Genomic DNA, 25501 nt, shown 5'->3' on the forward strand with positions numbered 1-25501 from the left:
GCTATGGGGTTTTATGTTAGTCCGGCTATATCTCAGGAATCGGTAGAACCAGGAGATGGGGATACTGAAGGTGGTTGTTACCAGCGTATGGTCATCTGCGGAGGGGAATATACTGTTTACCATTGTGATATGCAGCAAACAGGGTCGTCTTGTAGTAAATTTTACAAGGATTGTTTCAATTGTTGATCTTAATTGAATGTAATTATTATTTAAAATAGCTTCTGTAAAACTGGTCTTGGCTTTTGAAAATAAAGTTGGACCAGTTTACTTTAAAACGTTAATCTATGAAAGACTACATTTTGTTAATTGTGTTCTCTATTTGCTGTTTAATTATGGGATGTGATTCGTCCCAAAAAGATTTTGAGGAGGGTGTTTTTTTTATTCATTTGGATGGTTTCCAAGAACTAAACAAAAGCCAAATGAGAATAGAGGAGGCGGTTTTTTTAGAAACAAACCAAAATAATCTAATGGGTTTTGATTTAAAGGTTCTGCTTTCTGATTCAGGAATTTTTATTATGGATCAGTCCTTAAAGAATGGTATTCATGTTTTTGATAAAAATGGAGCATACGAAGTAACCCATAATCTATTAGGAGAAGGACCTGGCCAGCTTCGGTCCATAAATGATTTTCATGTGGATAATAAGGGTGACCTAACAATTTTATCAAGTGTAGGATCGGCATCAAGAATTTTGAAATATTCTCAGCAAGAGGGTTTAAAGGAAATGTTTTCAGTTGATTATTCCGCCAGTTCTTTTATAGCATTGGCTAATGGCCGTTACTTGCTATATGGAGGTTATAACCTTCCTTTTATAGAATATAGGATAATAGAGGTTGATAAAGGGGAAATAGTCGGAAAACATTTGAAAAATGACTATAACAACAATATGCTACCAATGACCGAACGTAATTTTTTCCAATCTCAAGAACACATTTTTATTTTAGAGTCCTTCAACAACAAGATATATAAATATGAGGATGGAGAAATTAAATCTGTGATACAGGCGGATTTTGAGAAATATTCCATTCCGGATAAGTTTTGGGAAATGGACTTGATGGATGGATTTCAGATGATCAGTCAAAATGGCTTCGCCAATTTCAGGAATGTGTTTTTTGGCAATAATATTTATGTAGCTGATATTATGTATCAAAAGGGCAGAGATGTTTATAAAAATATACTTTTTATCGACGAGCAATCAGGTAAAAGATATAAAATGAAGGGAAATCTTTCTGATGAAATGTTATATTATTACCCCATTGGGGTAGATGAAAAGGGAAGGGCAATGTTTGTGACCTATGCCTCTCTATTGCAAGATTATTTGACCAAAAATCCAGGGCTGAATAAACATATCATTTTGCCAAAGGAAGAGTTGGATTATCCGGTGATTTTAAAAGTTTCCCTTGATGTTTGATGTAAGGAAGATTCTTTATTTGGCCATAGCTGTCTTTGCTGTTGGCTGTCAGCCTAAATCTGCTGAGCCATTGATATGGCCGCAGGGACTGGGAATTATTGAGTTAGATGGAGGGAAAATAAAACCCTGCCTTGATTGTGAGAATAAGGTGGTTGTTTTCCATAATTTTAATGAATCCCAATTGGTACCCTTTAAGCAGGTTTTTATGTGGAAAGAGCATGTTGAAAAATATCCGGATATCTCCTTTTTAATATATGCCTCAGGTGATGACATAAAATATGTGACCAATAAACTCACCGAATATGAATTTCCAATTTCGGTTTTTCATGATCCAGAATTTAGCTTTTATAAGGCAAATAACTTAGATACTGTTGATTTACAATTCAAAAATCTTATAGCATTCTTAGTTGTGGGGAACAAAGTTGTTGATTACGCAGCTATAGGAATGCCGGAGCATTTTGACAAACAGTTAAGATCTCTTAACGCTGGTAAATAGATGATAATATTGAATAAATCCCGCTTTGAAACACAGATATTAATAGGGATTATTTCTATCCAAAAGCGTAAATCTATTTAGTAAGAGATATACCCCAACTGGCCCAATTTATTCTGGTAAATAAGCTGAGAAGGCTATGGACCATGCTTTCCCATCAACAAGGGATATAGTTAAATAGGAGTCAACTGGGTGCCAGTCTGGATTTCAGTTCACTGACTGTTGCCAATTATATTGGCTTGTTGGAGGATCTTTTGTTGGTAATGAATATCAGACTCTGGTTTAAGAATATTGGTAAAAGACTCGTTAAATCCCCAAAAGTTTTCATTCGGGATTCGGGACTGTTTCATGTCTTGCTCAATATTTCAAATTTTGATGCGCTCCTGAGTCATCCTGTTGCAGCTGCTAGCTGGGAAGGTTTTGTTATTGAGAACATGTTTTCTTGCCTGCCGAAAGAAGCGTATTATTGGTATATCAAGACAGCGGCAGGTGCAGAAATTGATTTGGAATTGGAGTATAAGCTTGAAGTTTTTACCTTAGAAATAAAGCGTATGCTTAGGCCCAAATTAAGTAAAGGATTGCTGATAGACTGTGAGGACATTGTCGCCACGCAGATGTTTTTTGTTTAGGGTGGTCAGGAGACTTTTCCGATCGGAGGAGACACTTTAGCTATTTCATTTCAAGCCATTATGGTTAAATTGGCCTCATTATAAAAACTGAGTTTACTGTCAATAGTTGAAAAACCATTTTAAGAACTATAATAGGATATGGGTAAGTATTTCTGGTTTCTTTCGTTTTTTATTTTTTCCTGCAGTTCTAGGGAACCCAAATCACCTGAATTTATATCTCGGGAATTGACCGAATTCATTACCGATACGCTCTACTTTGAAAAGGATGAATTCACAAAAAATCTCCCGACAAAATTTAGCTTTTTTGAAAAAAGTGACAGCAGTTTACTTTATTGCTGGTCGGCCAATAGGCTTCTGCAATACGCATACCCCTCAGGAAAATTGATTTCGAGCACCAATTTCTTTGCCGAAGGCCCTGATGGAATAGGCGCTTATATTTCAGGAACCCTGATTACGGATGATGGATTGTTTTTCATTTCAGATCAAAAAGAGATTGTTCAGACAGATCTTGGAGGGAAAGTAGTGCGTAGATATCCTTTGCCTGTTGTGCCGGGAGAAAGGCTTGGGGCTAATTTTTCCACCATGAACGGCAATGAGATGTCCTATAATACGGAGAGCAAAGTATTGGTATTGGCGGATGTGCCTTTTGTCCTGAAAGCAGCCAACATGTCCTATCGGGATTGGTTATGGAAACTTGATACCCGGACGGGAAATTTTGTAACTGTGGGTTTTGGATATCCCGAAATCTATAAGGAATACTATGATGATCCCGAACTAGGGGTCTTTTCGCATACTTATCTGGAAGATAAAGGTCTTTTCGTTATCAGTTTTGCCGCAAATGATTCCTTGCTGCTGTTGGATACTGACCAAACCCTTTGGGTAGATGGGGGAAGCACTCGATCCTTGACTTTCCAAAAGGGGAAAACAGAACCAAGAGGTGAATGGACGGTTTTTCTTCCGAGTATGGAAACCAGCAGGTACAAAAGGACACAATTTGATCCCTATCGAAAAAGATTTTGGAGATATGTGGATATTCAGACATATAAACTGGAGGAAGACAAATTCAAAAACGAAAGCAGTTTTATTATGCTGGACCAAGATTTCAAAAAGGTTGCTGAATTGTTTTTCGACAACAGAAAGATCCTGCCTACTGGCTTTTCAACCCCCAATGGGTTTTATCTGAAACTGGCAGGACAGGACAGCGATGATAGGGAAGCGTATTTGAGAATTCAATTGTAACGAAAAAAGGCACAAAAGAATGAATCCTTTGTGCCTTTTGTATTGAATTGAAATTTTATCTACTTCTTCTTGAATAGAGAATCCACAAATTCCTTTCTGTTGAAAACCTGTAAATCCGTCATTTTTTCACCCACACCTATGTATTTTACAGGGATTTTGAATTGGTCGGAGATGCCGATCACGACGCCACCTTTGGCCGTCCCGTCCAGTTTGGTGATGGCCAGTGCAGTGATGTCTGTCGCTCTGGTGAATTCCTTCGCTTGAAGAAAGGCGTTTTGCCCCGTGGATCCATCTAAGACGAGGAGCACCTCGTGTGGGGCATCGTCAATGAATTTCTGCATGACCCTTTTGATTTTGGTCAATTCGTTCATCAGGTTGACTTTGGTGTGCAGCCTGCCGGCCGTATCGATGATCACCACGTCGGCATTCATTTCCACGGCTTTTTTCACCGTGTCAAAAGCCACCGCGGCAGGATCTGTATTCATGCCATGGGAGATTACCGGTACATCTACACGCTCTCCCCACAGGATCAATTGATCGACAGCGGCCGCCCTAAAAGTATCCGCTGCGCCCAAGACCACGGATTTCCCCGCTTGCTTAAACTGGTGGGCCAGTTTGCCAATGGTGGTGGTTTTGCCCACTCCGTTGACGCCGACGACCATGATCACATAAGGTTTTTTGTCTTTGGGTAGGTCAAAGTTGGAAAGATCTTCCGTATTGTTTTCCTCTAAAAGTGCAGCGATTTCTTCCTTAAGGATGACGTCGAGTTCTCCCGTGCTGAGGTATTTGTCCTTTGCCACCCTTTCTTCGATTCTGCGAATGACCTTGATGGTGGTGTCTACCCCCACATCTGCCGTGATGAGGATCTCTTCAAGTTGATCGAGGACATCCTCATCCACTTTGGATTTGCCAATGACAGCCTTGCTTAACTTAGAAAAAATATTCTCACTGGATTTTTGTAGGCCTTGGTCAAGACTTTCCTTTTTTTCTTTCGAAAAGAAACCGAAAATTCCCATAATTTATGTCAATTTGAGCCCGAATATAACAAAAAAGTCCCTCCTGAGACTTACCCGGGGGGACTTTATATTTTACAAAACAAGGAAAAACCTTGGTCTTGCAATTATTTCTTCAATGTTTCCTGAACCAATGCGGCCGGAACCATTTCTTCTCTGAAGGTATAAGCTCCGGTTTTTTCAGACCTTACGGCTCTGATCACCTTAGCATAAGTTACGCCACCTTCTTTTTTCAGGGTTGCTACTACTTTCTTAGCCATTTTTTTGAGGTTAAATATCCTGCGAAGTTGCAGTACTATGTCCTAAAATTATTTAATTTCTTTGTGAACCGTTACTTTCTTCATGATCGGGTTGAATTTCTTCAATTCCAATCTCTCGGTAGTATTCTTACGGTTTTTGGTTGTGATGTATCTTGAAGTACCTGGAAGACCAGAAGTTTTATGCTCTGTGCATTCCATAATCACTTGTACTCTATTACCTTTCTTAGCCATCGCTCTGTCTTTTTATTAGTAAGAGTATATCTTATTTCTTATTTGATGATAATGAAACCCTTTTCCTGAGCTTTTTTCAAAACGGCACTGATCCCATTCTTATTGATGGTTCTCAAGGCTTTTGAACAAACTTTCAGCGTAATCCAAGAATCTTCTTCGGGAACGTAAAAACTTTTCTTATGCAAATTTGGATAAAATTTACGCTTGGTTTTATTGTTCGCATGTGATACGTTGTTACCTGATTGAGGTCTTTTTCCGGTGATGTCACAAACTCTTGCCATGATATATGATCGTATTATTTAAGACGTTTTTACAATTGAGTTTGCAAATATCGGAAGTTTTCGGCAATTACCAAGAGAGGCGTCGAAATTATTTGCCTAAATCGTGAGATTCTTCTTTCGCCACTGGATATGGGCAATGCTTGCACCCGCTTCCGCAGCATGTCCCCCTTCTCAGATGATAGGCTGCGGTGAAGACCATCATGCCGTTTTCGTTGAGGTAATAATCACCTGGGATCAACGTAAGTGGCTGATTTGGTTTCTTTTTGTGCTGCATTCTTTATCCTAAAGGGCTTTTGCTATATTTGTACAAAGGGATTCGATTATTGATGTTTCCCTTTCGAACTTTAAAAATACAAATTTTATGATGGAAACCATAAATTCGAGTGAACAAGCCATCGTGCTGGAGGACAAATACGGTGCGCACAATTATCATCCCTTGCCAGTGGTGTTGAAAAAAGGCGAAGGCGTTTTTCTTTGGGATGTGGAAGGCAAGCGATATTATGATTTCCTTTCTGCCTATTCCGCTGTGAATCAGGGACATTGCCATCCTCGGATTTTGCAAGCACTTGTGGAGCAAGCGGGAACACTCACTTTGACGTCAAGGGCATTCTACAACGATGTGTTGGGTCCATTTGAAAAATATATCACCGAATATTTTGGCTTTGACAAAGTGCTTCCCATGAATACCGGTGCGGAAGGCGTGGAAACCGCTCTCAAAATTGCCAGAAAATGGGGCTATGAGAAAAAGGGTGTCGAAGCCCATGAAGCCGTGATTATCGTGGCCGAGAATAATTTCCATGGTAGGACCACCACCGTCATCTCTTTTTCGAATGATGAGAATGCCAGAAAAAATTTCGGACCCTTTACCCCCGGATTTGTCAAGATTCCTTATGATGATATCGCGGCGCTGGAATCGGCGTTGGAAGATAAAAATATTGTTGCATTCCTTGTAGAGCCCATTCAGGGAGAGGCAGGGGTGTACACACCTGCCCAGGATTATCTCCGAAAAGCAGCGGATGCCTGCAAGGCCAAAAACGTACTTTTTATAGCGGATGAGATCCAGACAGGAATAGCACGTACAGGATCACTACTGGCTGTCTGTGGCAACTGTACCTGTGAAGGACATTGCGAAAAGCAAGAGACGTATACCCAGCCCGACATGCTGATCTTGGGAAAGGCGATTTCCGGCGGCTTTTATCCGGTGTCGGCAGTATTGGCAGACAACCACATCATGGAAGTCATCAAGCCGGGCCAGCACGGCTCCACTTTCGGAGGAAATCCATTGGGAGCAAAGGTCGCAATCGCCGCATTGGAAGTAGTAAAAGATGAAAAACTCGCCCAAAACGCACGAAAGCTCGGTAAAATTTTTAGAGAAAGAATGCAGATTTTGGTGGATAAATTCACTATCCTCAAATTGGTCAGAGGCAAAGGTTTGCTCAACGCTGTCGTGGTCAATGATTCCGAAGACAGCAGCACGGCTTGGGACATGTGTGTGGCCCTAAAGGACAATGGTCTACTCGCCAAACCTACCCATGGCAATATTATCCGCTTCGCTCCGCCATTGGTGATGACCGAAGAGCAGTTGCACGAATGCTGTGACATCATCGAGAAGGTGGTGAAGGCGTTTGAAAAATAAATAGGATTTGGATGTTTGTTTGATCCCAAATTGAAAGGGAGCCCTCCAAGAGTTTTAAGACTTGGAGGGTTTTTTTCATTTCATTCCCTAGCTTTGTGCATTCTTTAAAACCTATTGAAAAATGAAAAAAGCAGTAATCTTCGACATGGACGGTGTCATTTGTCATACAAATCCCTTCCATTCATTGGCTTTCCAATCCTTTTTTGCAAAAAGGAATATGCATCCCACCGAAGCGGAATTTGCCCAACACATGTACGGAAAAAGCAATTCCTATATCATGAGCCACTTTTTTGGAAGGAAAATCGAAGGTCAGGAGCTTTTGGAATTGGAGGATGAAAAAGAAAGCCTTTTCAGGGAAATCTACAAGGACCAAGTGAATCCGATTGCCGGCTTTTTGGAGTTTTTTGATTCTTTGAGAACCCATCAGTTTTTGACTGCTGTTGCCACTTCTGCGCCGTTTGCAAACATGGAGTTGATCGGAGGACATTTGGACTTGTTTACCAGGATGGAATCTGTAATGGCAAGTGAGAATGTCACCAAACACAAGCCTGATCCAGAGGTTTATCTCAAGTCTGCCAGCAATCTCAAAGTCGATATTGCTTCCTGCGTGGTATTCGAGGATTCTTTTTCAGGTGTTTCGGCCGCCAAAAATGCGGGCATGAAAGTGGTCGGTGTCTTGTCCTCACACACTGTGGAAGAACTTCCGATTTGCGACCTTTACATCAACGATTATACGGAAATTACCGCTGTTGATGTACAAAATCTGATCGCAGCTGGCTGATTTTGGTAACTTTCGGATAAAAATTTCTTAACATTTATCGAGGGTTTAACAATTGCGTAACATATAAAACACCTTAGAAACGCAATATTTTAATGTTAAGCACTGCTGGATAGGAGGGTTGGGTTTTCGTTTTGATTTTTGAGGCTTTTGCCCATAACAAATTGGTAATATTTGATTCATTATAAAGAAATATTTGATTTGCAATTTTGCAGCGCTGTATAAAAAATCATTTATTTTAATTCCTTTCCTATATGCGATTTAAGTTCGCTATTGCCTTTGCTTGCATGGTATTGGCTTTCACTGACGTTTTTGCAAGAGACGCTGGTGAAGACTCATTGAAAAAAGAATCCCCTGTTCAAATTGTCAAGAAGCCTTGGTACGAAACCATCCAACTTCGCGGATATGCACAGTTGAGGTACAACCGACTTCTCGAAACAAATCCCGATCTCAAATGCGACCAATGCGATAAGTCCTGGGGAGAAAACGGGGGTTTTTTCTTTCGCAGAATCCGTTTGGTCTTTTATGGTCAGATCCACGAAAGGGTGTATTTCTATATTCAACCGGACCTTGCCTCTGGGGGAAATAATTTTGCCCAGATTAGGGATGCTTATTTTGACTTGGGCTTGGATGCAAAACAGGAATTCAGGCTGAGAATCGGGCAGAGCAAAGTTCCTTTTGGATTCGAAAACCTTCAATCCAGCCAAAACAGAATCCCACTTGATCGAAATGACGGGCTGAACTCTGCCGTAGCCAATGAACGGGATATTGGCGTCATGTTCTATTATGCGCCTTCCGAAATCAGGAAAAGATTCAGCTATCTTGTTTCCTCAGGTTTGAAAGGATCAGGCGACTATGGCGTTTTTGGAATCGGTGTATACAATGGGCAAACGGCCAATATGCCCGACAAAAACAATTCCCTACATGTGGTGTCCAGATTGACTTATCCTTTTGAATTGCCCTCCGGGCAAATCATCGAAGGCTCCCTTCAAGGATATACCGGGAAGTTTGTGATCAATAGAAATCCCGCAACAGATTTTGTCCAGACTGAATTTTCGGAATACAGATATGGGACTTCCATTATCGTTTATCCGCAGCCCTTTGGCTTGCAGGCAGAATTCAATTGGGGAAGGGGGCCCGAATATGATCCTGAGAGCAATACTGTGAAGGATGCCCCGCTTCGTGGCGGGTATGTGATGGCTTCATATTTTCTCAAAAAAGGAAACGATATCTTCATTCCTTTTTCCCGCTACCACTATTATAAAGGTGGGAAAAAGCATGAATTGGATGCGGCCAAACATCGGGTGAATGAACTCGAAATCGGCGTGGAATGGCAGCCACACAAAGCGTTTGAGCTGGTGGCGATGTACACGATTTCAGACAGGACCTTTGAAAACTCCCTAAATCCAGACAATCGCCAAAAAGGCAGTTTGCTCAGGCTTCAGGCGCAAATCAATTTTTAAAGAATATTTCTCCCAAACAAAAAAAAGCAGGTCCTTTCGAAGGCCTGCTTTTTTTGTTTGGGGAAAGCGCTAATTGCCATGTTGCCGAGGGTGTTGGAATCAGCTTTATTTCAATATTAAGTCAGAATTTTCCCATTGGGGGAAAACTAATGTATGAACCTTAGAAATGCATTCCCGATAAATTTTTAGCTTTCGGATATGAAAAGTTTGTTTTATGACAGAAAGAATTATTTCGGTTGAGCATCTCAGGAAAAGGTACGGCAAACAGCTGGCGCTAAATGAGGTGTCCTTTGTTGTTGAAAAAGGACAGGTCTTGGGTGTGGTTGGTCCAAATGGGAGTGGGAAGACCACGCTGTTCAGTATTTTGTTGGGATTAAGGAAGCCCAACTCAGGTTCTTTTTCAATTTTTGGGCAGACCAATCCCGAGGATGTCAGGGCCAAAGTGGGAGTAATTCTGGACCAAGGGAATTTTTATGCAGGCATTTCTGCGAAAAAAAACCTGACCATCTCTGCGATGACCAAAAATATACCGCTTGCCAAAGTGGACGAATTACTGGAAAAGGTAGGACTTGGTGAAGTAGGGAGTAAGCCCTTCAAAAGTTTTTCCTACGGCATGAAAAAGCGGTTGGAAATCGCTGACGCATTGCTTTCTGATCCGGAATTGGTCATCATGGATGAGCCGACGAACGGCTTGGATCCTGAAGGAGTTATTTTTATCAGGGAATTGATTATGGAGTTGAAAAGACAGGGAAAAACGATCGTGCTCTCTAGCCATTACCTCGAGGAAATCCAAAAGGTATGTACCCATTTTCTGATATTAAAGAAAGGGGAATTGGTTTTTCATGGCTCCCAAGAAGCCGTTTTAGGTAAATTTGACAGCTTGGAATCCGCGCTCACCAACAAACTTTAAGTAAGATGCATTTCGATAGACTGGTAAAAATAGAGGTTTATAAATTGGCCCGAACGGATTATTATATTTTCACGGGGCTGTTTGTGTTGACGAATTTCGTATTGCCCTTGGTTGTGGGGGACCTTTTGTTGCAGAATTTGAATGGTCAGACTTTGCTCGGCTTTTATCATTCCGTAGCGACGAAATTCGTTTTTTGGGGAGTGATCGTCGCTGCCTCGAGGGAGTTTGACAACAATGTGAACAGAAAGCGCTTGTTGAATGGATACAAAAGACATGAGCTTTTCATTTCGCAGGTTGTCCTGGTGGCGCTTTATGTGCTTTCGATGTTGATTCTGGCTTTTGTTTCTCTCACAGGTCTTTCCCTGATCACCACGGGTGACTTTTCATTTTTTATTGGAATCAATGCTGTTTCGTTCTTGGGATTTTTCCTCAGTCTGTTTGCCTGGGGTTTTTTCGCGGTGTTTTTGGTCAATTTATTTGGGAGAGCTTTGTGGCCAATCCTGATCTATTTTGCCTTGGTTTTTGTGGAAATGATCCTTGGTTTGATGGGGAAATTGAATGAGGCGCAAAATGGAGTGGATCACCTCAAGTATTTCCGTCCCATGGAGCTGATGAATGATTTGTATAATTTGGGGGGATTTCCGAAGGGATTGATTTTGGTGCTTGTGATTTACCTGATCGTTTTTCAGTTGACCTCCTTTTTCATTTTAAAGAAAGCGGATATTTGAAACTTTCCGGTCCGGATACCCATTTTACTATCATTACCTTACCTTTGTGATCAAATGATATTATAACGATATGTTAAAAAGACCCAGAAGAAACAGAAAGTCCCAAGCCATTCGGAATATGGTGGAAGAAACCAGGCTTTCTGTCAAGGATTTTATTTTCCCCATGTTTTTGATAGAGGGAATCAATCAAAAAGTGGAGGTTTCTTCCATGCCGGGGATTTACAGGTATTCTTTGGACTTGATGTTGAAGGAAATAGAAATTTGCATGGAGCTCGGCATTATGGCATTTGATATCTTTCCGGCCTATCCAGAAAGCAAGAAGGACCGATTTGCGACAGAAAGCCATAATCCTGAAACTTTTTACCTGAAAGCAATTCATAAAATAAAGACGACCTTTCCTGAGGCATGCGTGATGACGGATGTGGCTATGGATCCATACAGTTCAGATGGCCATGACGGCCTTGTCGAAAAGGGCAAGATCCTCAATGATGAGACGCTAGAAATCCTCGGAAGAATGTCATTGGCGCAGGCAAGGGCCGGAGCGGACATTTTGGGACCTTCGGACATGATGGATGGCCGTGTGGGCTATATCCGGAAGGTGTTAGATGAAAATGGCTTCACGGATGTCTCTATCATGTCGTACACGGCCAAATATGCCAGTGCATTTTATGGTCCATTCAGGGATGCACTGGATTCAGCGCCTAAAATGGGTGACAAAAAGACATACCAGATGGATTTCGCAAACCATTCAGAGGCCTTGATTGAGGCGCAGCTCGACACTGAGGAAGGAGCGGATTTTTTGATGGTGAAGCCGGCATTGGCTTATTTGGATATTATCAAATTGCTCAAGGATAATTCCAATTTGCCGATTGCGGCATACAATGTCAGTGGAGAATACTCCATGGTCAAAGCTGCCGCCGAAAGGGGTTGGATAGACGGGGAAAAAGCAATGTTGGAATCCCTGACCAGCATAAAAAGAGCAGGGGCAAATGTCATTCTGAGTTATTTTGCAAAAGAGTTTGCCATGATGGAAAAGTAGACAAATCAGACAGTTTATTTTGAAGCCCTTCATTCTACAGGTTGTAGAATGAAGGGCTTTTTCTTTTTGAACTGTTTAATTTAAAAAAACAGGGTATTAATTCAACCTCTTAATATCAGTTTTCTTCATTTTTTTGATTTATTGGATAATTTTCGAGTCTATTAATGAGGATTTTAATTTTTTTTGAAAAATAAATAAATTTTTTTTAGAATAATTTTTGGAATAAATCCATGATACATAAAATTTTAAGTGTAAAGTATTGAAAGTTACAGTAATTCAAAATTTAATTTTGAATTTGATCTCTATGAAAGTAAAAAATAAAGGTATCCTAATTTACGGAATCGATTTCGCAGAAGGATATTGGCTTTTTGGAAATTACAAATTTTAAAAAAAAGGTTTAAAAAAACACTTCAAAAATAAAAAATTACAATAAAAAACGATTTTATGATATAAATAAAGGCGGTAAATGTTTCAAAAATTAAAAAATCTGTAAACATAGGTTTGTTTTATTACCAAAAATATATTTAGATTTATGAAAATTATTCTCTTTAAAACCTATATAAAATTTTGATAATCCTTAAAAATTAAAATTTAAACCTATGAATTGGAATTCTACGTTACTCGCACAAATAGGAAGCGAAAGTGTTGCGGCAAGTATAGACTACTCTGTCGAAATCACTCAAGGTCTTCTGACTACCAATAATGTTTGGATGATGCTCTGTACCGCGCTGGTATTTATCATGCACCTGGGTTTTGCAGGGGTCGAGACTGGATTTGGCCAGGCCAAGAATACCGTTAACATTCTCTTTAAAAATACAGTGACCCCAATTATCGGTATCCTCACGTATGCTGTCTGTGGTTTCTTTCTCATGTACCCAGGGTTTGAAGTCCCAGGATGGTTTTCTTTTGATTCCGCAGGATGGTCCATGTTTTGGATGAACCCGGAAAATGCCGATATCACCGCAGAATATGCGGATGCAGGATATACCTATTGGACAGACTTTTTATTCCAGGCAATGTTCGCAGCGACCTGCGCCACTATTGTATCTGGAGCCATTGCCGAAAGGGTGAAGATCTCTGCTTATCTAGTTTTTACACTGATTTTCGTGGGTATTGTTTATCCGCTCATTGGAAGCTGGAAATGGGGTGGTGGTGCATTGGACGCCATGGGCTTCTATGATTTTGCTGGATCCACGTTGGTCCATTCCGTTGGGGGATGGGGGGCATTGGCAGGTGTAATTTTGGTTGGTCCGCGTATCGGAAAGTATGTCAATGGAAAAACTGTCGATAAGCCAGGGGCCAGTGTTCCTTTGGCAGTAATCGGGGTTTTCTTGCTTTGGTTCGGCTGGTTTGGTTTCAATGGAGGCTCCGTACTCTCTGCTGACCCGGGACTTGTCTCTATGGTTCTTGTGATCACTTGCCTTGGAGCTGCAGCTGGTGGAATGGGGGGGTTTTTAGCCGCCTATTTTGCTTTCAAAAGATTAGATTTAGGCATGGTTCTCAATGGTATTCTGGCCGGATTGGTGGGGATTACAGCAGGAGCTGATGTTTTTAAACCAGGAGCATCACTCCTCATTGGTTTCATTGCCGGCATCCTTGTGGTTCTTTCAGCAGTCTTTTTGGACAAAATGAAATTGGATGATGTGGTCGGTGCTGTCTCGGTTCACCTCACCTGTGGTGTATGGGGAACATTGGCCGTGGGGATCTTCTCAACAAATCCTGATCACTCCTTCTTGACACAGTTGATTGGTGTGGCTGTCTGTGGAGCAATGGCCTTCGGGTCGGCATTCCTGATCTTCTACATCCTAAAAGTAACCGTAGGAATCAGGGTTTCTGAGGAACACGAAAGATCTGGTCTTGATTCTCATGAGCATGGTATCCGCGGATACACAATCGTATATGACGAATAGTCCAATGCTCATAATATCTTAAAAAAAGCAGAACCCTGCCCAAGGAAAAAAATGCGACTCTCTTTCTGATTGGGTCAGGGTTCTTATCAGTCAAATAAAATATTCAACCAACAACTAAAATTAAAATGAAAAATTTTCAACTACTAATAGTTTTACTATTAATATTCGTAGCAGTGCCTGGTTTTGCGCAAGAAGTTGAAACCGAAGAAGATCCAAAAGTAGCCATCACTGGGTCTGTTGACGCCTATTACCGTGCAAATTTCAATGCCCCAAACAAGGGTGAGTTTGCTCAGGCCCCTGCAACTTCCTTTGGGAACTTACCAGGATTTTCTCTTGGTATGGCGAATCTTATCGCAACCTATGAAGGTAAAAAAGTGGGTTTTGTAGCCGATTTAGTCTTTGGGCCAAGGGGGGAAGATGCGGTTTTCGGATCCCCACTTTATGCTGGAGGACTTGCAGGAAGCTCTCAAATTGTCAACCAGTTATACGTCTATTGGTCTGTAAATGATGCAGTGACGCTTACCATGGGTAATTTCAATACCTTCCTCGGTTATGAGGTCATTTCTCCAACTGGGAATTTCAACTACTCCACTTCTTACATGTTTTCCTACGGTCCATTTTCCCATACAGGTTTGAAAGCTGATTTTGCATTGACGGACAAATGGTCATTTATGGCGGCAGTGATGAATCCTACAGACATGACGGAGTTTAATCTTGCCGGGTCATATACTTTTGGCGCACAATTGGGATATGCAACAGATGCGGGAAGTACCTACTTGAATTTAATCTATGGTGACCAAGATGGAAGATTGGATACGGATTTCCCTTTGACAAGTGGGCAATCTTCCATGGGATCAACGTTCCAGATCGATTTGACTACAGGATTCAATTTATCAGAAACCATTTATGCAGGATTGAATGCCACTTACAATACATCTGCAGCCGGTGAAATTTTCAATGGCTCTTCAGTTAGTGACGTTGATGGTGACGGCGCAGGCTTTTATGGAATCGCCGGCTATTTACAGGCAGCTACTTCTGAAAAATTCTCAATCGGAACAAGAGCGGAATATTTTAAAGTGTTTAACGGTGGGCTTGGCGGTGTAGTAGGTACCAATGCAGCCGGTGATGGCAGTGTGTTTGCCTTGACACTTACCGGAAATGCCAAGGTAGCGAAAAACCTTACCATTATCCCTGAATTGAGGTTGGATACCATGAAAGAAGATTTCTTTGTGAATCCTTCCCTTTCTCCTACAAAAAACCTCTCCTCTTTTATCCTTGCTGCGGTATTTTCATTTTAATTGAACAATTACAGTCAATTTTTTGAATAAAACCCTCTGTCTTCCAAAAAAGACGAGGGTTTTATTGTTTTTTGATGATTTTGTCAGAATTGGGTGTTCTTACAGCTCATTTTCTGTTTTATGCATAGCCGGCACTAAAAACCGGTATAAAATCAAACCTTTTTTTCATTTTTTAAAATCGTTAAACAGTATTTTCTTCTTATTTTTTCGATTATTTATGTGTAAATCCCTGTTTTTGGAAAACATATTCTTCTATTTACGTATATAATACTGTAATCGAACGAAAAACAAACTAACTATATTATGACCAGATTCACATTTATATTAGCCGCTTTATTTCTTGCGTTTAATGTATCCTATGCGCAATCTCACAGTGATTTAAAAGGGCCAGCTGCCAAAAACTACAAACCTTGGAAAGAACAAGCAAGAACAGGCGTTTTGATGGCAAAGGTAGTGGATACTACCGAAAAGGGACCTGCATTCAAAAACAGAAAAGCTTGGAAAGCGGATGCTGATCAAGTCGAGATCAATACCACATTAAGAGAGAAAAGAAGAGTAACGGGGCCTGAAGCAAAAAACAGAAAGCCTTGGAAAAATAATTGAACATAGATTGAAATTCAAATACTGGCGAAACTCCCAAGAATTTTTTGGAAGTTTCGCTTTTTTTATATCTTCACTGCCAAAAAAAGGCCCATATATCACGTTTTTTTTAAAATTGAATTATTTAATTCTGCTTAAAGATCTAAAAAATCTCCAGCCTCGTTTTCAAACACACAAATGGGAATCGAATAAATAAAAAAATTCCTCTTGAAAGTTTTACGTTATCAAAATCCATCCTCAGTATAGGCATCCCAAACCGTGGGAGGAATGTAGATTGCCAGCTCGAAGATTTTCATCATACAAAATGAAGACTAAATGGCCAGTATAATCAGTTTATACAGCTTGATTACTTTTAAATAAAGGTTGGACCTGTTTTGTGCATTACAAATTCCACTTCAGTCTGAAATTGCCTAACAATCAGTCTTTGTTTCCAGTTTTGGACTTCACCAAATCGGCGCTACACCTTAGTCTCCAAATAGTCTGATTTGTATGCGGTTTCATCCCATTAGGAAACGGCATGCATCTTTCGGTTTGAGTCCAGTTCAATATAACTCTTTAAGCCTTGCGCATTGGGGCAGGAAACAAGGTTGATTAAGGTTCTGAGAAATTAAAAAAAAGCAAGGATCAGATGTTTTCGATTATCACTATTCCTGCTTTTTTACAGTTACAATCTTCCCCATTCTCCTTAAGAATTCATCAAGAGATTAATTGCTACATTTTTGTTTCTCTCTCCAGCATCAAGATGCTGCTTTGTGGAACGATGAAGTATTTCTCCCCCTCATAAACCACCTCAAAGGCTCCATTCAATAAAAATATTGCCAAATCCCCCTCCTTTGCCTGAAGCGGGAGGTATTTGACATTTTCTTCCTGCTCTTTCCAGAGCGCATCATCCTCTGCGGGCATTGGGATTGGGTATCCAGGTCCTGCTTTGATGATGTATCCCTGTTGAATCTTTTCTTTTTCCTGAACCCCCGGAGGCAGGTAAAGTCCGCTGCTGGTTTTGTCCTGGGATTTCTTCAATTTGACCAAAACCCGATCTCCCACGATAATGAGTTTTTTTAATTTATTATCTTTCGTCAAGTGCATCTGTTTGATATTGGATTAGGGTTTTGAAACAAAGAAAGGCATCCATATAAATACAGATGCCTTCTTTCTTTTTATTATCAAGCGATTATTTTTTGTCTTCGCTCACTTCTTCGTAATCTACATCCGATACACCATCACCAGCATCAGCTGATCCGGTACCTGAAGCATCTCCGCCAGCATCCTGTGCACCTGGACCACCTTGTGTAGAATTGTACATTTCTTGGGAAGCACCTTCCCAAGCCTTGTTCAGGTTTTCGGTAGCACTGTCAATGGACTCCAGGTTTTGCGTTTGATGCGCAGTCTTTAATGCTTCGAGAGCACCGCTAACATTGGCTTTGTTTCCTTCGGAAAGCTTGTCACCATATTCTTTCAACTGTTTCTCGGTCTGGAAGATCAAGCTATCTGCTTGGTTCAACTTCTCGATTTTCTCTTTTTCAGCTTTATCAGTTACTGCATTTGCTTCTGCCTCACTTTTCATTCTTTGGATTTCTTCCTGTGTCAAACCTGAAGAAGCTTCGATTTTGATTTTTTGCTCTTTTCCGGTGCCTTTGTCTTTTGCGGAGACATTAAGGATACCATTGGCATCGATATCAAAGGTTACTTCGATTTGCGGAACACCTCTTTGGGAAGGTGGGATGTCTGACAATTGGAATCTACCAATGGTCCTGTTGTCCTTCGCCAAGGGGCGCTCACCTTGCAATACGTGGATATCCACCGCTGGCTGATTGTCAGCAGCAGTCGAGAACACCTCCGATTTTTTGGTCGGAATGGTCGTATTGGATTCGATCAGTTTGGTAAATACACCGCCCATCGTTTCGATACCCAAAGAAAGCGGGGTTACGTCCAAAAGCAATACATCTTTCACCTCGCCAGTCAAAACACCACCTTGTATCGCTGCACCAATGGCGACAACTTCATCAGGGTTTACACCTTTGGAAGGCTTCTTGCCAAAGAATTTCTCGACTTCTTCCTGAATTTTAGGAATACGGGTCGATCCACCTACCAAGATGACTTCGTCAATCTCAGAGGCACTAAATCCTGAATCTGCCAAGGCTTTCTTACACGGCTCCATTGATCTTTTGACCAAACTGTCAGCAAGTTGCTCGAATTTTGCTCTTGTCAAAGTTCTTACCAAGTGCTTTGGCCCGGTTTGGGTTGCGGTGATGTAAGGAAGATTGATCTCCGTAGTCGAAGAGCTTGACAACTCTATTTTTGCTTTTTCAGAAGCTTCTTTAAGTCTTTGAAGAGCCATGGGATCATTTCTAAGATCGATTTGCTCCTCGCTTTTGAATTCATCCGCCAACCAGTTGATGATCACTTGGTCAAAGTCATCACCACCCAAGTGTACGTCACCATTGGTGGATTTCACTTCAAAAACGCCATCTCCCAGTTCAAGGATGGAAATATCGAAAGTACCACCACCAAGGTCATACACCGCTATTTTCATGTCCTGGTTTTTCTTGTCCATTCCGTAAGCCAGAGCTGCAGCAGTTGGCTCATTGATGATTCTTTTTACTTCCAATCCAGCAATTACACCAGCTTCTTTGGTGGCTTGACGTTCTGCATCATTGAAATAAGCAGGAACGGTAATCACCGCTTCTGTAACTTCGTGACCCAAAAAATCCTCGGCTGTCGTCTTCATTTTTTGAAGAATCATGGCCGATAGTTCTTGGGGAGTATAAGACCTGTCCCCGATTTTCACGCTGATGGTATCGTTTGGACCTTGTTCGATTTTGTAGGAAGCATGTTTTTTCTCTTCGGAAACCTCGGAGAATCTTTTGCCCATAAATCTCTTTACAGATGAAATGGTGTTGGTTGGGTTAGTGATGGCCTGACGTTTTGCAGGATCCCCAACTTTTCTTTCTCCGTTGCCATTGTCCAAAAATGCCACTATGGAAGGAGTGGTTCTTCTTCCTTCACTGTTTTGGATAACCACTGGCTCATTTCCTTCCATTACTGCTACGCAAGAGTTGGTTGTGCCAAGATCTATACCTATGATTTTTCCCATGATTATATATTTTTTCGGTTATTGAATACAATTTTATTATTCGTAGAAAGGGTTTTACAAGCGATGTGCCAAGGGCTTTTTAAGAGTTTTTTGTGTCAGATTGACATATTTTTTGTCAGTCCTCACAGCCGTTTCTCATCATTTGTCACTTTTGTTTCCGTCAAACCTTAGATATTAATCCTTTGGATATTGGTGTCGTGCCAAAATGGTCAAGTTCAATTTCCCCAAAAGGCTTTGGTTATAAGACGTTGGATTTGAGTTGTTTCTTTAGCCCGTGTTATGCATTAATATTTCTAATAGAGTTTATAATTACCTAAAAAGTGGTGAATTGTCCAATGTTTTTGTCTTCGTCATATCGGTTAGACGACTCCTTCTCCCAATAGTATGATTTTCTTGCAGTTTCAATCCCATTTGAAATCCCACTGCATATTCCATCTAACTTAATTCCAGTTAGATGCTTTACGTTTCTTTTCCGCTGTCTTAGCATTCTGGTTTAAATCAAAGAGCTAACGCAACCTTTTCCCCTATTGGAGCATCTTGTGAGCAATGGACAAGGAATTCAAAAAGACGCTAGCCAAGGAAAGATGGAAATGGGGGATAGTTGTGTTATTGAATGTTGTTTTGATTTTGGTTTTTCCTCCAAAAAATAATGTCTTTGATGTTTTCCCTATCCAAAGTTTTTTAAGAGGGGTGCAGCCCAACCACAAAATCGTTACTTCAATTATCGCCGGGGATATTGGAGAGGATTCGGGAGATTCCGGACAATGATTGAACAAAGTAAACCTTGTCATAACTTTCGATTTTTGGTTATATTGGCTGGAAATACAAGGCCATGTTTTTAAAGGATATTTACATTTACCCCATCAAATCATTGGGTGGAATAAGGCTGGAATCAGCCATGCTTGAGGAGAAAGGTTTTCAATATGATCGACGTTGGATGTTGGTGGACGAAAATGGGTTGTTTTGCAGCCAGCGGACCCTTCCTCAAATGGCGCTCTTGCAAGTTCAGCTTGAAGCAAATGGGCTGCTGGTAAATGTTAAAACGGATCCAAATCAAAAAATCCATATTCCCTTTGAGAATTCAAATGAAGAGGAAATTAGGGTGGAAATCTGGGAGGATCAGGTAGTGGCCCAGGTGTTGGATGCCGCGATAAATGAATGGTTTTCCGGTCAATTGAGAACAAAATGTAGACTTGTGGTCATGAACAAAAAGGCCAATAGAAGACTGAAACCAAAATATGCAGTCCACAATGAGGAAGTGAGTTTTGCAGATGGAATGCCTTATTTGATCATTGGACAATCCTCACTTGACGATTTGAATGAAAAATTGGATATTCCTGTACCTATGGATAGGTTTCGGCCGAATCTTGTCTTTTCGGGCGGAGAAGCTTTTCTAGAAGACGGTTGGGATAAAATCAGGATCGGTGAGGCGACATTCAAAATCACAAAGCCTTGCGCCAGGTGTGTGATGACAACCATAGATCAGAATTCTGGGATCAAAAACAAAGAACCCCTCAAGACCCTCTCAAAATATAGAACTGTTGGAAATAACGTGATGTTTGGACAGAATATGTTATTACTCGGAGGTGAAAAAGTTCAAATTGGAGATTTGATTACCGCAATTTGATTTCCCTAATTTCCTAAAAAAATAACGGTGAGCCATAGCCCACCGTTTATTCTTATTTTAATTCAGGTTGTGTTACCGGTAATTTTTCACCGTATTCACAAATACCTTCACCATTTCAGGATCAATGTCAGGATAAACACCATGGCCTAAGTTGGCGATGTGTCGGGTTCCCTTGAATTGGTCAAGCATGGCGATGGTCGCCGCCTCGACTTCATTCGCATTGCCATACAAAGCCGCTGGATCCAAATTTCCCTGCAAGGTTTTGTTGGGGCCGATCATATTTCTGGATTCGGCAATGCCCATGTTCCAATCTAGTCCGATGGTTTCGCAATTGAGCGCTCCCATTTTTTCCCTTGCAAAAAAAGCACCTTTGGCAAAAACCGTTTTCGGGACTTCCGTGATGGCATCACAGATTTGGGAAATGTACCGAAGCGAAAACTCATCGTAGTGGTTAGGCGGCAATATACCTGCCCAACTGTCAAAAATCTGGACGAGATTTACACCGGCATTGATCTGTGCTTTCAGGTAGTTGATGGTGCTTTCCGTGATCATTTGCAGCAACTGGTGAGAAAGCTTGGGATGTGTGTACAGCATCGCCCTGGCCTTTGAGAAAGTTTTGCTTCCAGACCCTTCGATCATATAGGCAAAAATGGTCCAAGGAGCTCCCGCAAACCCAATCAAGGGAACTCTTCCGTTCAATGCTCTTTTTGTAATGAGAATGGCATCGATCACATATTTAAGGTCATGTGATCCATTCGCTATTTTGAGTTTTTTTAAGTCCCTTTCAGATTGGATCGTGTTTGGGAAGTAGGGGCCTCTTTTCTCCACCATTTCGTAGGGCAAGCCCATGGCCTCGGGAATCACCAAGATATCGGAAAAAATTATGGCCGCATCTACGCCAAGGATATCCACGGGTTGAATGGTCACTTCGGCCGCCAAATCGGGGGTTTGGGCCAGTTCTATGAAACCGCTTACGCTATCTCTAACTGCCCGGTACTCCGGTAAAATCCTTCCCGCTTGGCGCATCAGCCATACAGGGGTTCTTTCCACGGGTTCACCTTTGGCAGCCCTTAATAATAAATCGTTTTTCAATTGCATGGGGCAAAGATAAGCTAGAATTTTTATTTTGGGATATACGACAAAAAATTCAAACAAGGCGATGTGATAAAAAATAAAAAAAGCCTCCCGAAGGAAGCTCTTTTTCAATTATTTTCTAAGGTCCAAGTCAACGACATTCCCTTCCTTAGCTCCTATTAGATTCATGACCGCTTCATAATCGGAAAAATCGATTCGGGCATTTGCAAATTCTCCAGGAACGATTACGACCCTGAATTTTTGGTTTCGCGTAAAAACGTCAGGCAATAATCCCGCATTAAAGGTGGTTTCCAAAAACAACCGGAAATCTTGCCTGCTGAAATCAAAGTTGTAAATAAGCACTCCTTCTTCGAGGAAAACGGTCTGGGGAAGGGCTCTCCAAATGGAATTGTTGTTTTGCGTTTCCCATTCCAGAAAAACCAAAACTACATCACTGGTAAAGATTGGAGGGGTGAAATTAAACACTTCCTCATAATTGTTCGACTGTGTGAAATTTACAGTCTGTTCAAAAACTTCACTGACAATATTGGTTGCGTCTTGTCCGGGTAAACCTGCAGGTCCTTGTGGCCCCTCGCAAGATTGAAGTGCTACAAATCCTGTAATCAAGAATGCTATAAGTGTTTTTTTCATAGGAGTTGAAATTTAAAGGTAAGTGGATACACGAATTTCTTAAGGGGAAGGTTTGTTTCGGCCCAAGTAGTTTCAAACTATTATCTAAAACTGTACCAAGGGTATGAAAAAGGGGCTGGCGTGAAATTTATTTCACGATCGGTGCGACTACACGCACTTCATCCGGTCCCAAAAGCATATCAATAAACACCTTAGGTTTATTCAATCCATTCTCCAATGCAAAGGCTTCCATTTTCTGTTTTATTTTGTTGGGAGAGGGCATCACGAACCGATTCGCTTCGATATGGGCAACAACAGATGTTCCGGCCGGAAAGGATTGCTTCGAAAACCCTTCACTTTCCAATATGAACCGGTCTTCCAAACCCACAAAGACTTCCATGGTGTCTCTTTTACCAGCAGGTTCGACGAAGTAAATGGTATGCAGTGTAGATCCAGAAGCTTTTGATTGAAGATCTCCCATCGTTTGAAATGCCAGTCCTATTGCTTCATCTTCTGGCACTCCTTTGAAATAAATTCCTGTAAGGTCGATGGCTTCGATTTCTTGGATATCAATAACGATCTCGTTGAATCCTCCCATTCTGTCAAATTGATAAAATCCCAAAGCAATCAGGAAGAGCAGATAACCGCCAATGATCCATTTTTTCATAATCTAAAAAAGATATCTGGCTCCGATGGCTCCCTGAAGCCTGACATGTCCAAACCGGTTGAGGACTTCCATAAACAAGCCGATTTCCGCAAAGACATTGATGGGAAGGTCATCAAAATAATATTCAGCGCCACCAAAGATTTCTGGTCCGAAATCAATGTTTGTCCTTCTATCCCGCAATATTGGGGCGCCCGAAGAAACGGGATTGGTATAGGCATAGTCTACGCGTACACTTCTCAATTGGACCCCTGCACCGGCATATCCCAAAAGATATCCTGACTCAATGTTCAGATCGCTTGTGAAATCCTCATGATAGGCACCCCGTAAGTTGAATGAAAATGAATTTGAGGTGCTGTGTCCAGAATAAAAGGCATTGGGAGCGGGGAGATTGTTGTTGAAGGCCCTTTGGTAATACTGGGCACTGTTGGCTCCGGCACTTCCGACCATGGCCTCAATCGAAAAAACGTCATCGATGAAAGTTTTGTAAGTGATGGACAAAGGTTCTCCGAGTCGCAAGCCGATGCCGGTTTCCTGTCCAAAAGTCAAAAGTGGCAGCATTGCAAATGCAAGGATTAATAATTTTTTCACGATTAATAATTTTTTGGTTAAATAATAAAGATACTACGAAACAAAATTAAGCCCCGTTGTGAAAACATTGCCTAATTTCAGAATAATATTTGGCATTTTTCTGCGGGAACAGGCTATCTATCAGATAGCCATTGATTTCAATTGCATGTGGTGGAGCTGTGCATAATAGCCTTCCAGTGCCAACAACGACTCGTGCGTACCTTCCTCCTTGATCTCGCCATGGTGGAGAACGATGATTTTGTTTGCTTTTTGGATCGTCGAAAGTCGGTGTGCAATGATGATTGAGGTTCGACCTTTCATCATTTTATGGATTGCCTTCTGGATCAGTTCCTCAGTTTCCGTATCCACAGAAGACGTGGCTTCATCCAAAATAATGATTTCGGGATTGTAAACCATCGCCCTCACAAAAGAGATCAGTTGCCGCTGACCTACCGAAAGCGTAGCGCCTCTTTCCATCACATTGTAATCCAATCCGCCAGGAAGCCTTTCTATGAATTTTTTTGCACCGACCATTTTCGCCGCATGCATGACTTGTTCCCTGGTGATGTCAGGATTCCCCAAGGTGATGTTGTAAAAGATGGTTTCGGAAAACAAAAACACATCCTGATGCACCACACCGATATGCCTTCTCAAGGTGGCGAGTTCAAAGTCTTTTATATCTGTACCATCGATTTTAATCGATCCTTTGTTGATTTCGTAAAATCGACTGAGCAGATTGATGATGGAGGATTTTCCGGCGCCTGTTGCACCGACCAAAGCCACGGTGTCCCCATGATTCACATCCAAATTGATGTTTTTCAATACCCAATCCTCATCATTGTAGGCAAACCATACGTTCTCCATTTGAATTTTCCCCTGGATTTTTTCAGGTTGAAAATCCCCTTCATTGGCGATGTTTTCTTCGCTTTCCAATAATTTGAAAATTCTGGAAGAGCTGACCACTCCGAGTTGAAGGGTATTGTACCGGTCAGCAATCATTCTGATCGGCCTGAAAAAAAGCTGTAAGTACATGATAAAGGAAATCAAAACCCCGATCTGTATTTCCAAATCAAATACGCCCGTCGCTCCATACCAAACCACTAATCCTATTCCCATTGCCTGGATAATCTCGGCCACAGGGAAATAAATGGAATAATACAAAACCGACTTCACATGGGCTATTCTATGGTCCTTGTTGATGGCTTTGAATTTTTCATGCTCCTTTTTTTCCCGGTTAAAGATCTGGACGATGGTCATTCCGGTGATGTGTTCCTGGAGAAATGAATTCAGGTTTGACACAGCATTCCTTACGTCATTGAAGGTGATTTTTATTTTCTCCTTAAAGACATAAGTGGAGATGATCAACAAGGGCAAGGTGCATAAACTGACCAAAGTAAGTTTCCAATCAATGTAAAACATCACGCCCAATATGGTCACCAACTGGAGTAAATCCCCAATAATAGCAGCCAATCCCTCACTGAAAACATCCGCCAAGGTCTCTACATCGGAAATGTTTCGCGTGACCAATCTCCCGATAGGGGTGTTGTCGAAGAATTTGAGGCGCATCTTAAGCAAATGCCTGTAAAGCTTGATTCGGATATCCCGAATGATCGCTTGGCCAATCCAACCTGATATATAGGTGTGTGCAAACTGCACTCCTGCTTGGACCACCATCAGGAAGATCAAAAGCAACACGATATTGATCAAGCCTTGTTTGTCGCCGATAGCCACATGCTCATCAATGGCAATCTGTATAAAATAAGGTCTGGTTGGAGCCAGAATTGCCAAGGCCAAAGTCAAGAAAATCAAAAAATAAAATTTCCCTTTGTAGGGACGTACAAAATCATACAGCCTTTTGAGCACCTTGGTGTCAATGATTTCACCACTTTTTACATTCTCTTGTTCCAGACTCAAAATTCAAATGG

General features: G+C 41.3%; 26 protein-coding genes. 14 read left to right on the forward strand and 12 right to left on the reverse strand.

Features of this window, described 5'->3' with window-relative positions; translation table 11 throughout:
- Positions 1-284 precede the first annotated feature (284 nt).
- The 4 genes from Q7J63_RS02185 to Q7J63_RS02200 all read left to right on the forward strand — a co-directional run bounded on the left by Q7J63_RS02185 (position 285) and on the right by Q7J63_RS02200 (position 3770).
- Positions 285-1409, forward strand: a complete 1125-nt coding sequence (locus tag Q7J63_RS02185) for a 6-bladed beta-propeller (RefSeq protein ID WP_304883787.1) — start codon at positions 285-287, stop codon at positions 1407-1409.
- Positions 1402-1905, forward strand: a complete 504-nt coding sequence (locus tag Q7J63_RS02190; RefSeq protein ID WP_304883788.1) for a hypothetical protein — start codon at positions 1402-1404, stop codon at positions 1903-1905. The genes Q7J63_RS02185 and Q7J63_RS02190 overlap by 8 nt, the downstream gene beginning before the upstream one ends.
- Before the next feature lie 239 nt (positions 1906-2144).
- Positions 2145-2531 (forward strand): DUF4143 domain-containing protein, encoded by a 387-nt coding sequence (locus tag Q7J63_RS02195; protein ID WP_370691858.1) that lies wholly within the window; start codon positions 2145-2147, stop codon positions 2529-2531.
- A 225-nt stretch (positions 2532-2756) separates the two neighbouring features.
- Positions 2757-3770, forward strand: a complete 1014-nt coding sequence (locus tag Q7J63_RS02200; protein WP_304883789.1) for a DUF4221 family protein — start codon at positions 2757-2759, stop codon at positions 3768-3770.
- A gap of 59 nt (positions 3771-3829) precedes the next feature.
- Here the strand turns inward: Q7J63_RS02200 and ftsY are convergent, their stop codons facing one another.
- The 5 genes from ftsY to Q7J63_RS02225 form a co-directional block, all read right to left on the reverse strand.
- Entirely contained in the window at positions 3830-4786 is a 957-nt protein-coding gene (gene ftsY / locus Q7J63_RS02205; protein ID WP_019597538.1) for a signal recognition particle-docking protein FtsY, read from the reverse strand.
- Between the two features lie 104 nt (positions 4787-4890).
- Positions 4891-5043: a DUF4295 domain-containing protein gene (locus Q7J63_RS02210; protein WP_019597539.1), complete on the reverse strand. Its 153-nt coding sequence runs from the start codon at positions 5041-5043 to the stop codon at positions 4891-4893.
- A 48-nt stretch (positions 5044-5091) separates the two neighbouring features.
- Positions 5092-5274, reverse strand: coding sequence for a 50S ribosomal protein L33 (gene rpmG / locus Q7J63_RS02215; protein WP_035075268.1), 183 nt, complete (start codon positions 5272-5274; stop codon positions 5092-5094).
- A 38-nt stretch (positions 5275-5312) separates the two neighbouring features.
- Positions 5313-5555: a 50S ribosomal protein L28 gene (rpmB, locus tag Q7J63_RS02220; protein WP_019597540.1), complete on the reverse strand. Its 243-nt coding sequence runs from the start codon at positions 5553-5555 to the stop codon at positions 5313-5315.
- An 88-nt stretch (positions 5556-5643) separates the two neighbouring features.
- Positions 5644-5829, reverse strand: coding sequence for a DUF5522 domain-containing protein (locus Q7J63_RS02225; RefSeq protein ID WP_081624985.1), 186 nt, complete (start codon positions 5827-5829; stop codon positions 5644-5646).
- An 87-nt stretch (positions 5830-5916) separates the two neighbouring features.
- Here Q7J63_RS02225 and rocD point away from each other — a divergent pair, with 87 nt between their 5' ends.
- The 9 genes from rocD (at position 5917) to Q7J63_RS02270 (ending at position 15920) form a co-directional block, all read left to right on the forward strand.
- Entirely contained in the window at positions 5917-7191 is a 1275-nt protein-coding gene (rocD, locus tag Q7J63_RS02230) for an ornithine--oxo-acid transaminase (protein WP_304883790.1), read from the forward strand.
- Between the two features lie 121 nt (positions 7192-7312).
- Positions 7313-7972 carry an HAD family phosphatase gene (locus Q7J63_RS02235; RefSeq protein WP_304883791.1) on the forward strand — a complete coding sequence of 220 codons (660 nt, stop codon included), beginning with the start codon at positions 7313-7315 and terminating at the stop codon, positions 7970-7972.
- A 251-nt stretch (positions 7973-8223) separates the two neighbouring features.
- On the forward strand, positions 8224-9432 hold the full coding sequence (locus tag Q7J63_RS02240; protein ID WP_026333595.1) for a porin: 1209 nt from the start codon (positions 8224-8226) through the stop codon (positions 9430-9432).
- A 214-nt stretch (positions 9433-9646) separates the two neighbouring features.
- Positions 9647-10342: an ABC transporter ATP-binding protein gene (locus tag Q7J63_RS02245; protein WP_304883792.1), complete on the forward strand. Its 696-nt coding sequence runs from the start codon at positions 9647-9649 to the stop codon at positions 10340-10342.
- A 5-nt stretch (positions 10343-10347) separates the two neighbouring features.
- Positions 10348-11070 carry a hypothetical protein gene (locus Q7J63_RS02250; protein ID WP_304883793.1) on the forward strand — a complete coding sequence of 241 codons (723 nt, stop codon included), beginning with the start codon at positions 10348-10350 and terminating at the stop codon, positions 11068-11070.
- 70 nt (positions 11071-11140) lie between these two features.
- Positions 11141-12109 carry a porphobilinogen synthase gene (hemB, locus tag Q7J63_RS02255; protein ID WP_019597546.1) on the forward strand — a complete coding sequence of 323 codons (969 nt, stop codon included), beginning with the start codon at positions 11141-11143 and terminating at the stop codon, positions 12107-12109.
- Between the two features lie 599 nt (positions 12110-12708).
- Positions 12709-14019, forward strand: a complete 1311-nt coding sequence (locus Q7J63_RS02260) for an ammonium transporter (RefSeq protein WP_304883794.1) — start codon at positions 12709-12711, stop codon at positions 14017-14019.
- Positions 14020-14144: 125 nt separating this feature from the next.
- Positions 14145-15317 (forward strand): porin, encoded by a 1173-nt coding sequence (locus Q7J63_RS02265; RefSeq protein WP_026333596.1) that lies wholly within the window; start codon positions 14145-14147, stop codon positions 15315-15317.
- A 303-nt stretch (positions 15318-15620) separates the two neighbouring features.
- Positions 15621-15920 (forward strand): hypothetical protein, encoded by a 300-nt coding sequence (locus tag Q7J63_RS02270; protein ID WP_019597549.1) that lies wholly within the window; start codon positions 15621-15623, stop codon positions 15918-15920.
- A 708-nt stretch (positions 15921-16628) separates the two neighbouring features.
- On the opposite strand, the gene Q7J63_RS02275 is transcribed toward Q7J63_RS02270, so the two are convergent.
- Both Q7J63_RS02275 and dnaK read right to left on the reverse strand, forming a co-directional pair.
- On the reverse strand, positions 16629-17003 hold the full coding sequence (locus Q7J63_RS02275) for a co-chaperone GroES family protein (protein ID WP_304883795.1): 375 nt from the start codon (positions 17001-17003) through the stop codon (positions 16629-16631).
- Positions 17004-17088: 85 nt separating this feature from the next.
- Complete coding sequence (gene dnaK, locus Q7J63_RS02280) at positions 17089-19011, reverse strand: molecular chaperone DnaK (protein ID WP_019597551.1); 1923 nt, start codon at positions 19009-19011, stop codon at positions 17089-17091.
- An 832-nt stretch (positions 19012-19843) separates the two neighbouring features.
- Between dnaK and Q7J63_RS02285 the strand changes: the two genes are divergently transcribed.
- On the forward strand, positions 19844-20638 hold the full coding sequence (locus tag Q7J63_RS02285) for an MOSC domain-containing protein (RefSeq protein ID WP_304883796.1): 795 nt from the start codon (positions 19844-19846) through the stop codon (positions 20636-20638).
- Positions 20639-20710: 72 nt separating this feature from the next.
- Here the strand turns inward: Q7J63_RS02285 and hemE are convergent, their stop codons facing one another.
- The 5 genes from hemE to Q7J63_RS02310 form a co-directional block, all read right to left on the reverse strand.
- Positions 20711-21736 (reverse strand): uroporphyrinogen decarboxylase, encoded by a 1026-nt coding sequence (gene hemE / locus Q7J63_RS02290; protein ID WP_026333597.1) that lies wholly within the window; start codon positions 21734-21736, stop codon positions 20711-20713.
- A gap of 108 nt (positions 21737-21844) precedes the next feature.
- A complete protein-coding gene (locus Q7J63_RS02295) occupies positions 21845-22363 on the reverse strand; it encodes a hypothetical protein (protein WP_019597556.1) in 519 nt (172 codons plus the stop codon).
- Between the two features lie 127 nt (positions 22364-22490).
- Positions 22491-23009 (reverse strand): hypothetical protein, encoded by a 519-nt coding sequence (locus Q7J63_RS02300; protein WP_304883797.1) that lies wholly within the window; start codon positions 23007-23009, stop codon positions 22491-22493.
- A gap of 3 nt (positions 23010-23012) precedes the next feature.
- A complete protein-coding gene (locus Q7J63_RS02305) occupies positions 23013-23597 on the reverse strand; it encodes a hypothetical protein (RefSeq protein ID WP_304883798.1) in 585 nt (194 codons plus the stop codon).
- Positions 23598-23717: 120 nt separating this feature from the next.
- The gene (locus Q7J63_RS02310) at positions 23718-25490 is read right to left on the reverse strand and encodes an ABC transporter ATP-binding protein (protein ID WP_304883799.1); all 1773 of its coding nucleotides are present in this window, start codon (positions 25488-25490) and stop codon (positions 23718-23720) included.
- Positions 25491-25501 lie beyond the last annotated feature (11 nt).

Source organism: Rhodonellum sp. (assembly GCF_030656585.1).
Classification (GTDB): domain Bacteria; phylum Bacteroidota; class Bacteroidia; order Cytophagales; family Cyclobacteriaceae; genus Rhodonellum; species Rhodonellum psychrophilum.

Coding starts and splice junctions, on each gene's coding strand:
- Q7J63_RS02185 (WP_304883787.1), top strand. CDS start 285: ATGAAAGACTACATTTTGTTAATTGTGTTCTCTATTTGCTGTTTAATT.
- Q7J63_RS02190 (WP_304883788.1), top strand. CDS start 1,402: ATGTTTGATGTAAGGAAGATTCTTTATTTGGCCATAGCTGTCTTTGCT.
- ftsY (WP_019597538.1), bottom strand. CDS start 4,786: ATGGGAATTTTCGGTTTCTTTTCGAAAGAAAAAAAGGAAAGTCTTGAC.
- Q7J63_RS02210 (WP_019597539.1), bottom strand. CDS start 5,043: ATGGCTAAGAAAGTAGTAGCAACCCTGAAAAAAGAAGGTGGCGTAACT.
- rpmG (WP_035075268.1), bottom strand. CDS start 5,274: ATGGCTAAGAAAGGTAATAGAGTACAAGTGATTATGGAATGCACAGAG.
- rpmB (WP_019597540.1), bottom strand. CDS start 5,555: ATGGCAAGAGTTTGTGACATCACCGGAAAAAGACCTCAATCAGGTAAC.
- Q7J63_RS02225 (WP_081624985.1), bottom strand. CDS start 5,829: ATGCAGCACAAAAAGAAACCAAATCAGCCACTTACGTTGATCCCAGGT.
- rocD (WP_304883790.1), top strand. CDS start 5,917: ATGATGGAAACCATAAATTCGAGTGAACAAGCCATCGTGCTGGAGGAC.
- Q7J63_RS02235 (WP_304883791.1), top strand. CDS start 7,313: ATGAAAAAAGCAGTAATCTTCGACATGGACGGTGTCATTTGTCATACA.
- Q7J63_RS02240 (WP_026333595.1), top strand. CDS start 8,224: ATGCGATTTAAGTTCGCTATTGCCTTTGCTTGCATGGTATTGGCTTTC.
- Q7J63_RS02245 (WP_304883792.1), top strand. CDS start 9,647: ATGACAGAAAGAATTATTTCGGTTGAGCATCTCAGGAAAAGGTACGGC.
- Q7J63_RS02250 (WP_304883793.1), top strand. CDS start 10,348: ATGCATTTCGATAGACTGGTAAAAATAGAGGTTTATAAATTGGCCCGA.
- hemB (WP_019597546.1), top strand. CDS start 11,141: ATGTTAAAAAGACCCAGAAGAAACAGAAAGTCCCAAGCCATTCGGAAT.
- Q7J63_RS02260 (WP_304883794.1), top strand. CDS start 12,709: ATGAATTGGAATTCTACGTTACTCGCACAAATAGGAAGCGAAAGTGTT.
- Q7J63_RS02265 (WP_026333596.1), top strand. CDS start 14,145: ATGAAAAATTTTCAACTACTAATAGTTTTACTATTAATATTCGTAGCA.
- Q7J63_RS02270 (WP_019597549.1), top strand. CDS start 15,621: ATGACCAGATTCACATTTATATTAGCCGCTTTATTTCTTGCGTTTAAT.
- Q7J63_RS02275 (WP_304883795.1), bottom strand. CDS start 17,003: ATGCACTTGACGAAAGATAATAAATTAAAAAAACTCATTATCGTGGGA.
- dnaK (WP_019597551.1), bottom strand. CDS start 19,011: ATGGGAAAAATCATAGGTATAGATCTTGGCACAACCAACTCTTGCGTA.
- Q7J63_RS02285 (WP_304883796.1), top strand. CDS start 19,844: ATGTTTTTAAAGGATATTTACATTTACCCCATCAAATCATTGGGTGGA.
- hemE (WP_026333597.1), bottom strand. CDS start 21,736: ATGCAATTGAAAAACGATTTATTATTAAGGGCTGCCAAAGGTGAACCC.
- Q7J63_RS02295 (WP_019597556.1), bottom strand. CDS start 22,363: ATGAAAAAAACACTTATAGCATTCTTGATTACAGGATTTGTAGCACTT.
- Q7J63_RS02300 (WP_304883797.1), bottom strand. CDS start 23,009: ATGAAAAAATGGATCATTGGCGGTTATCTGCTCTTCCTGATTGCTTTG.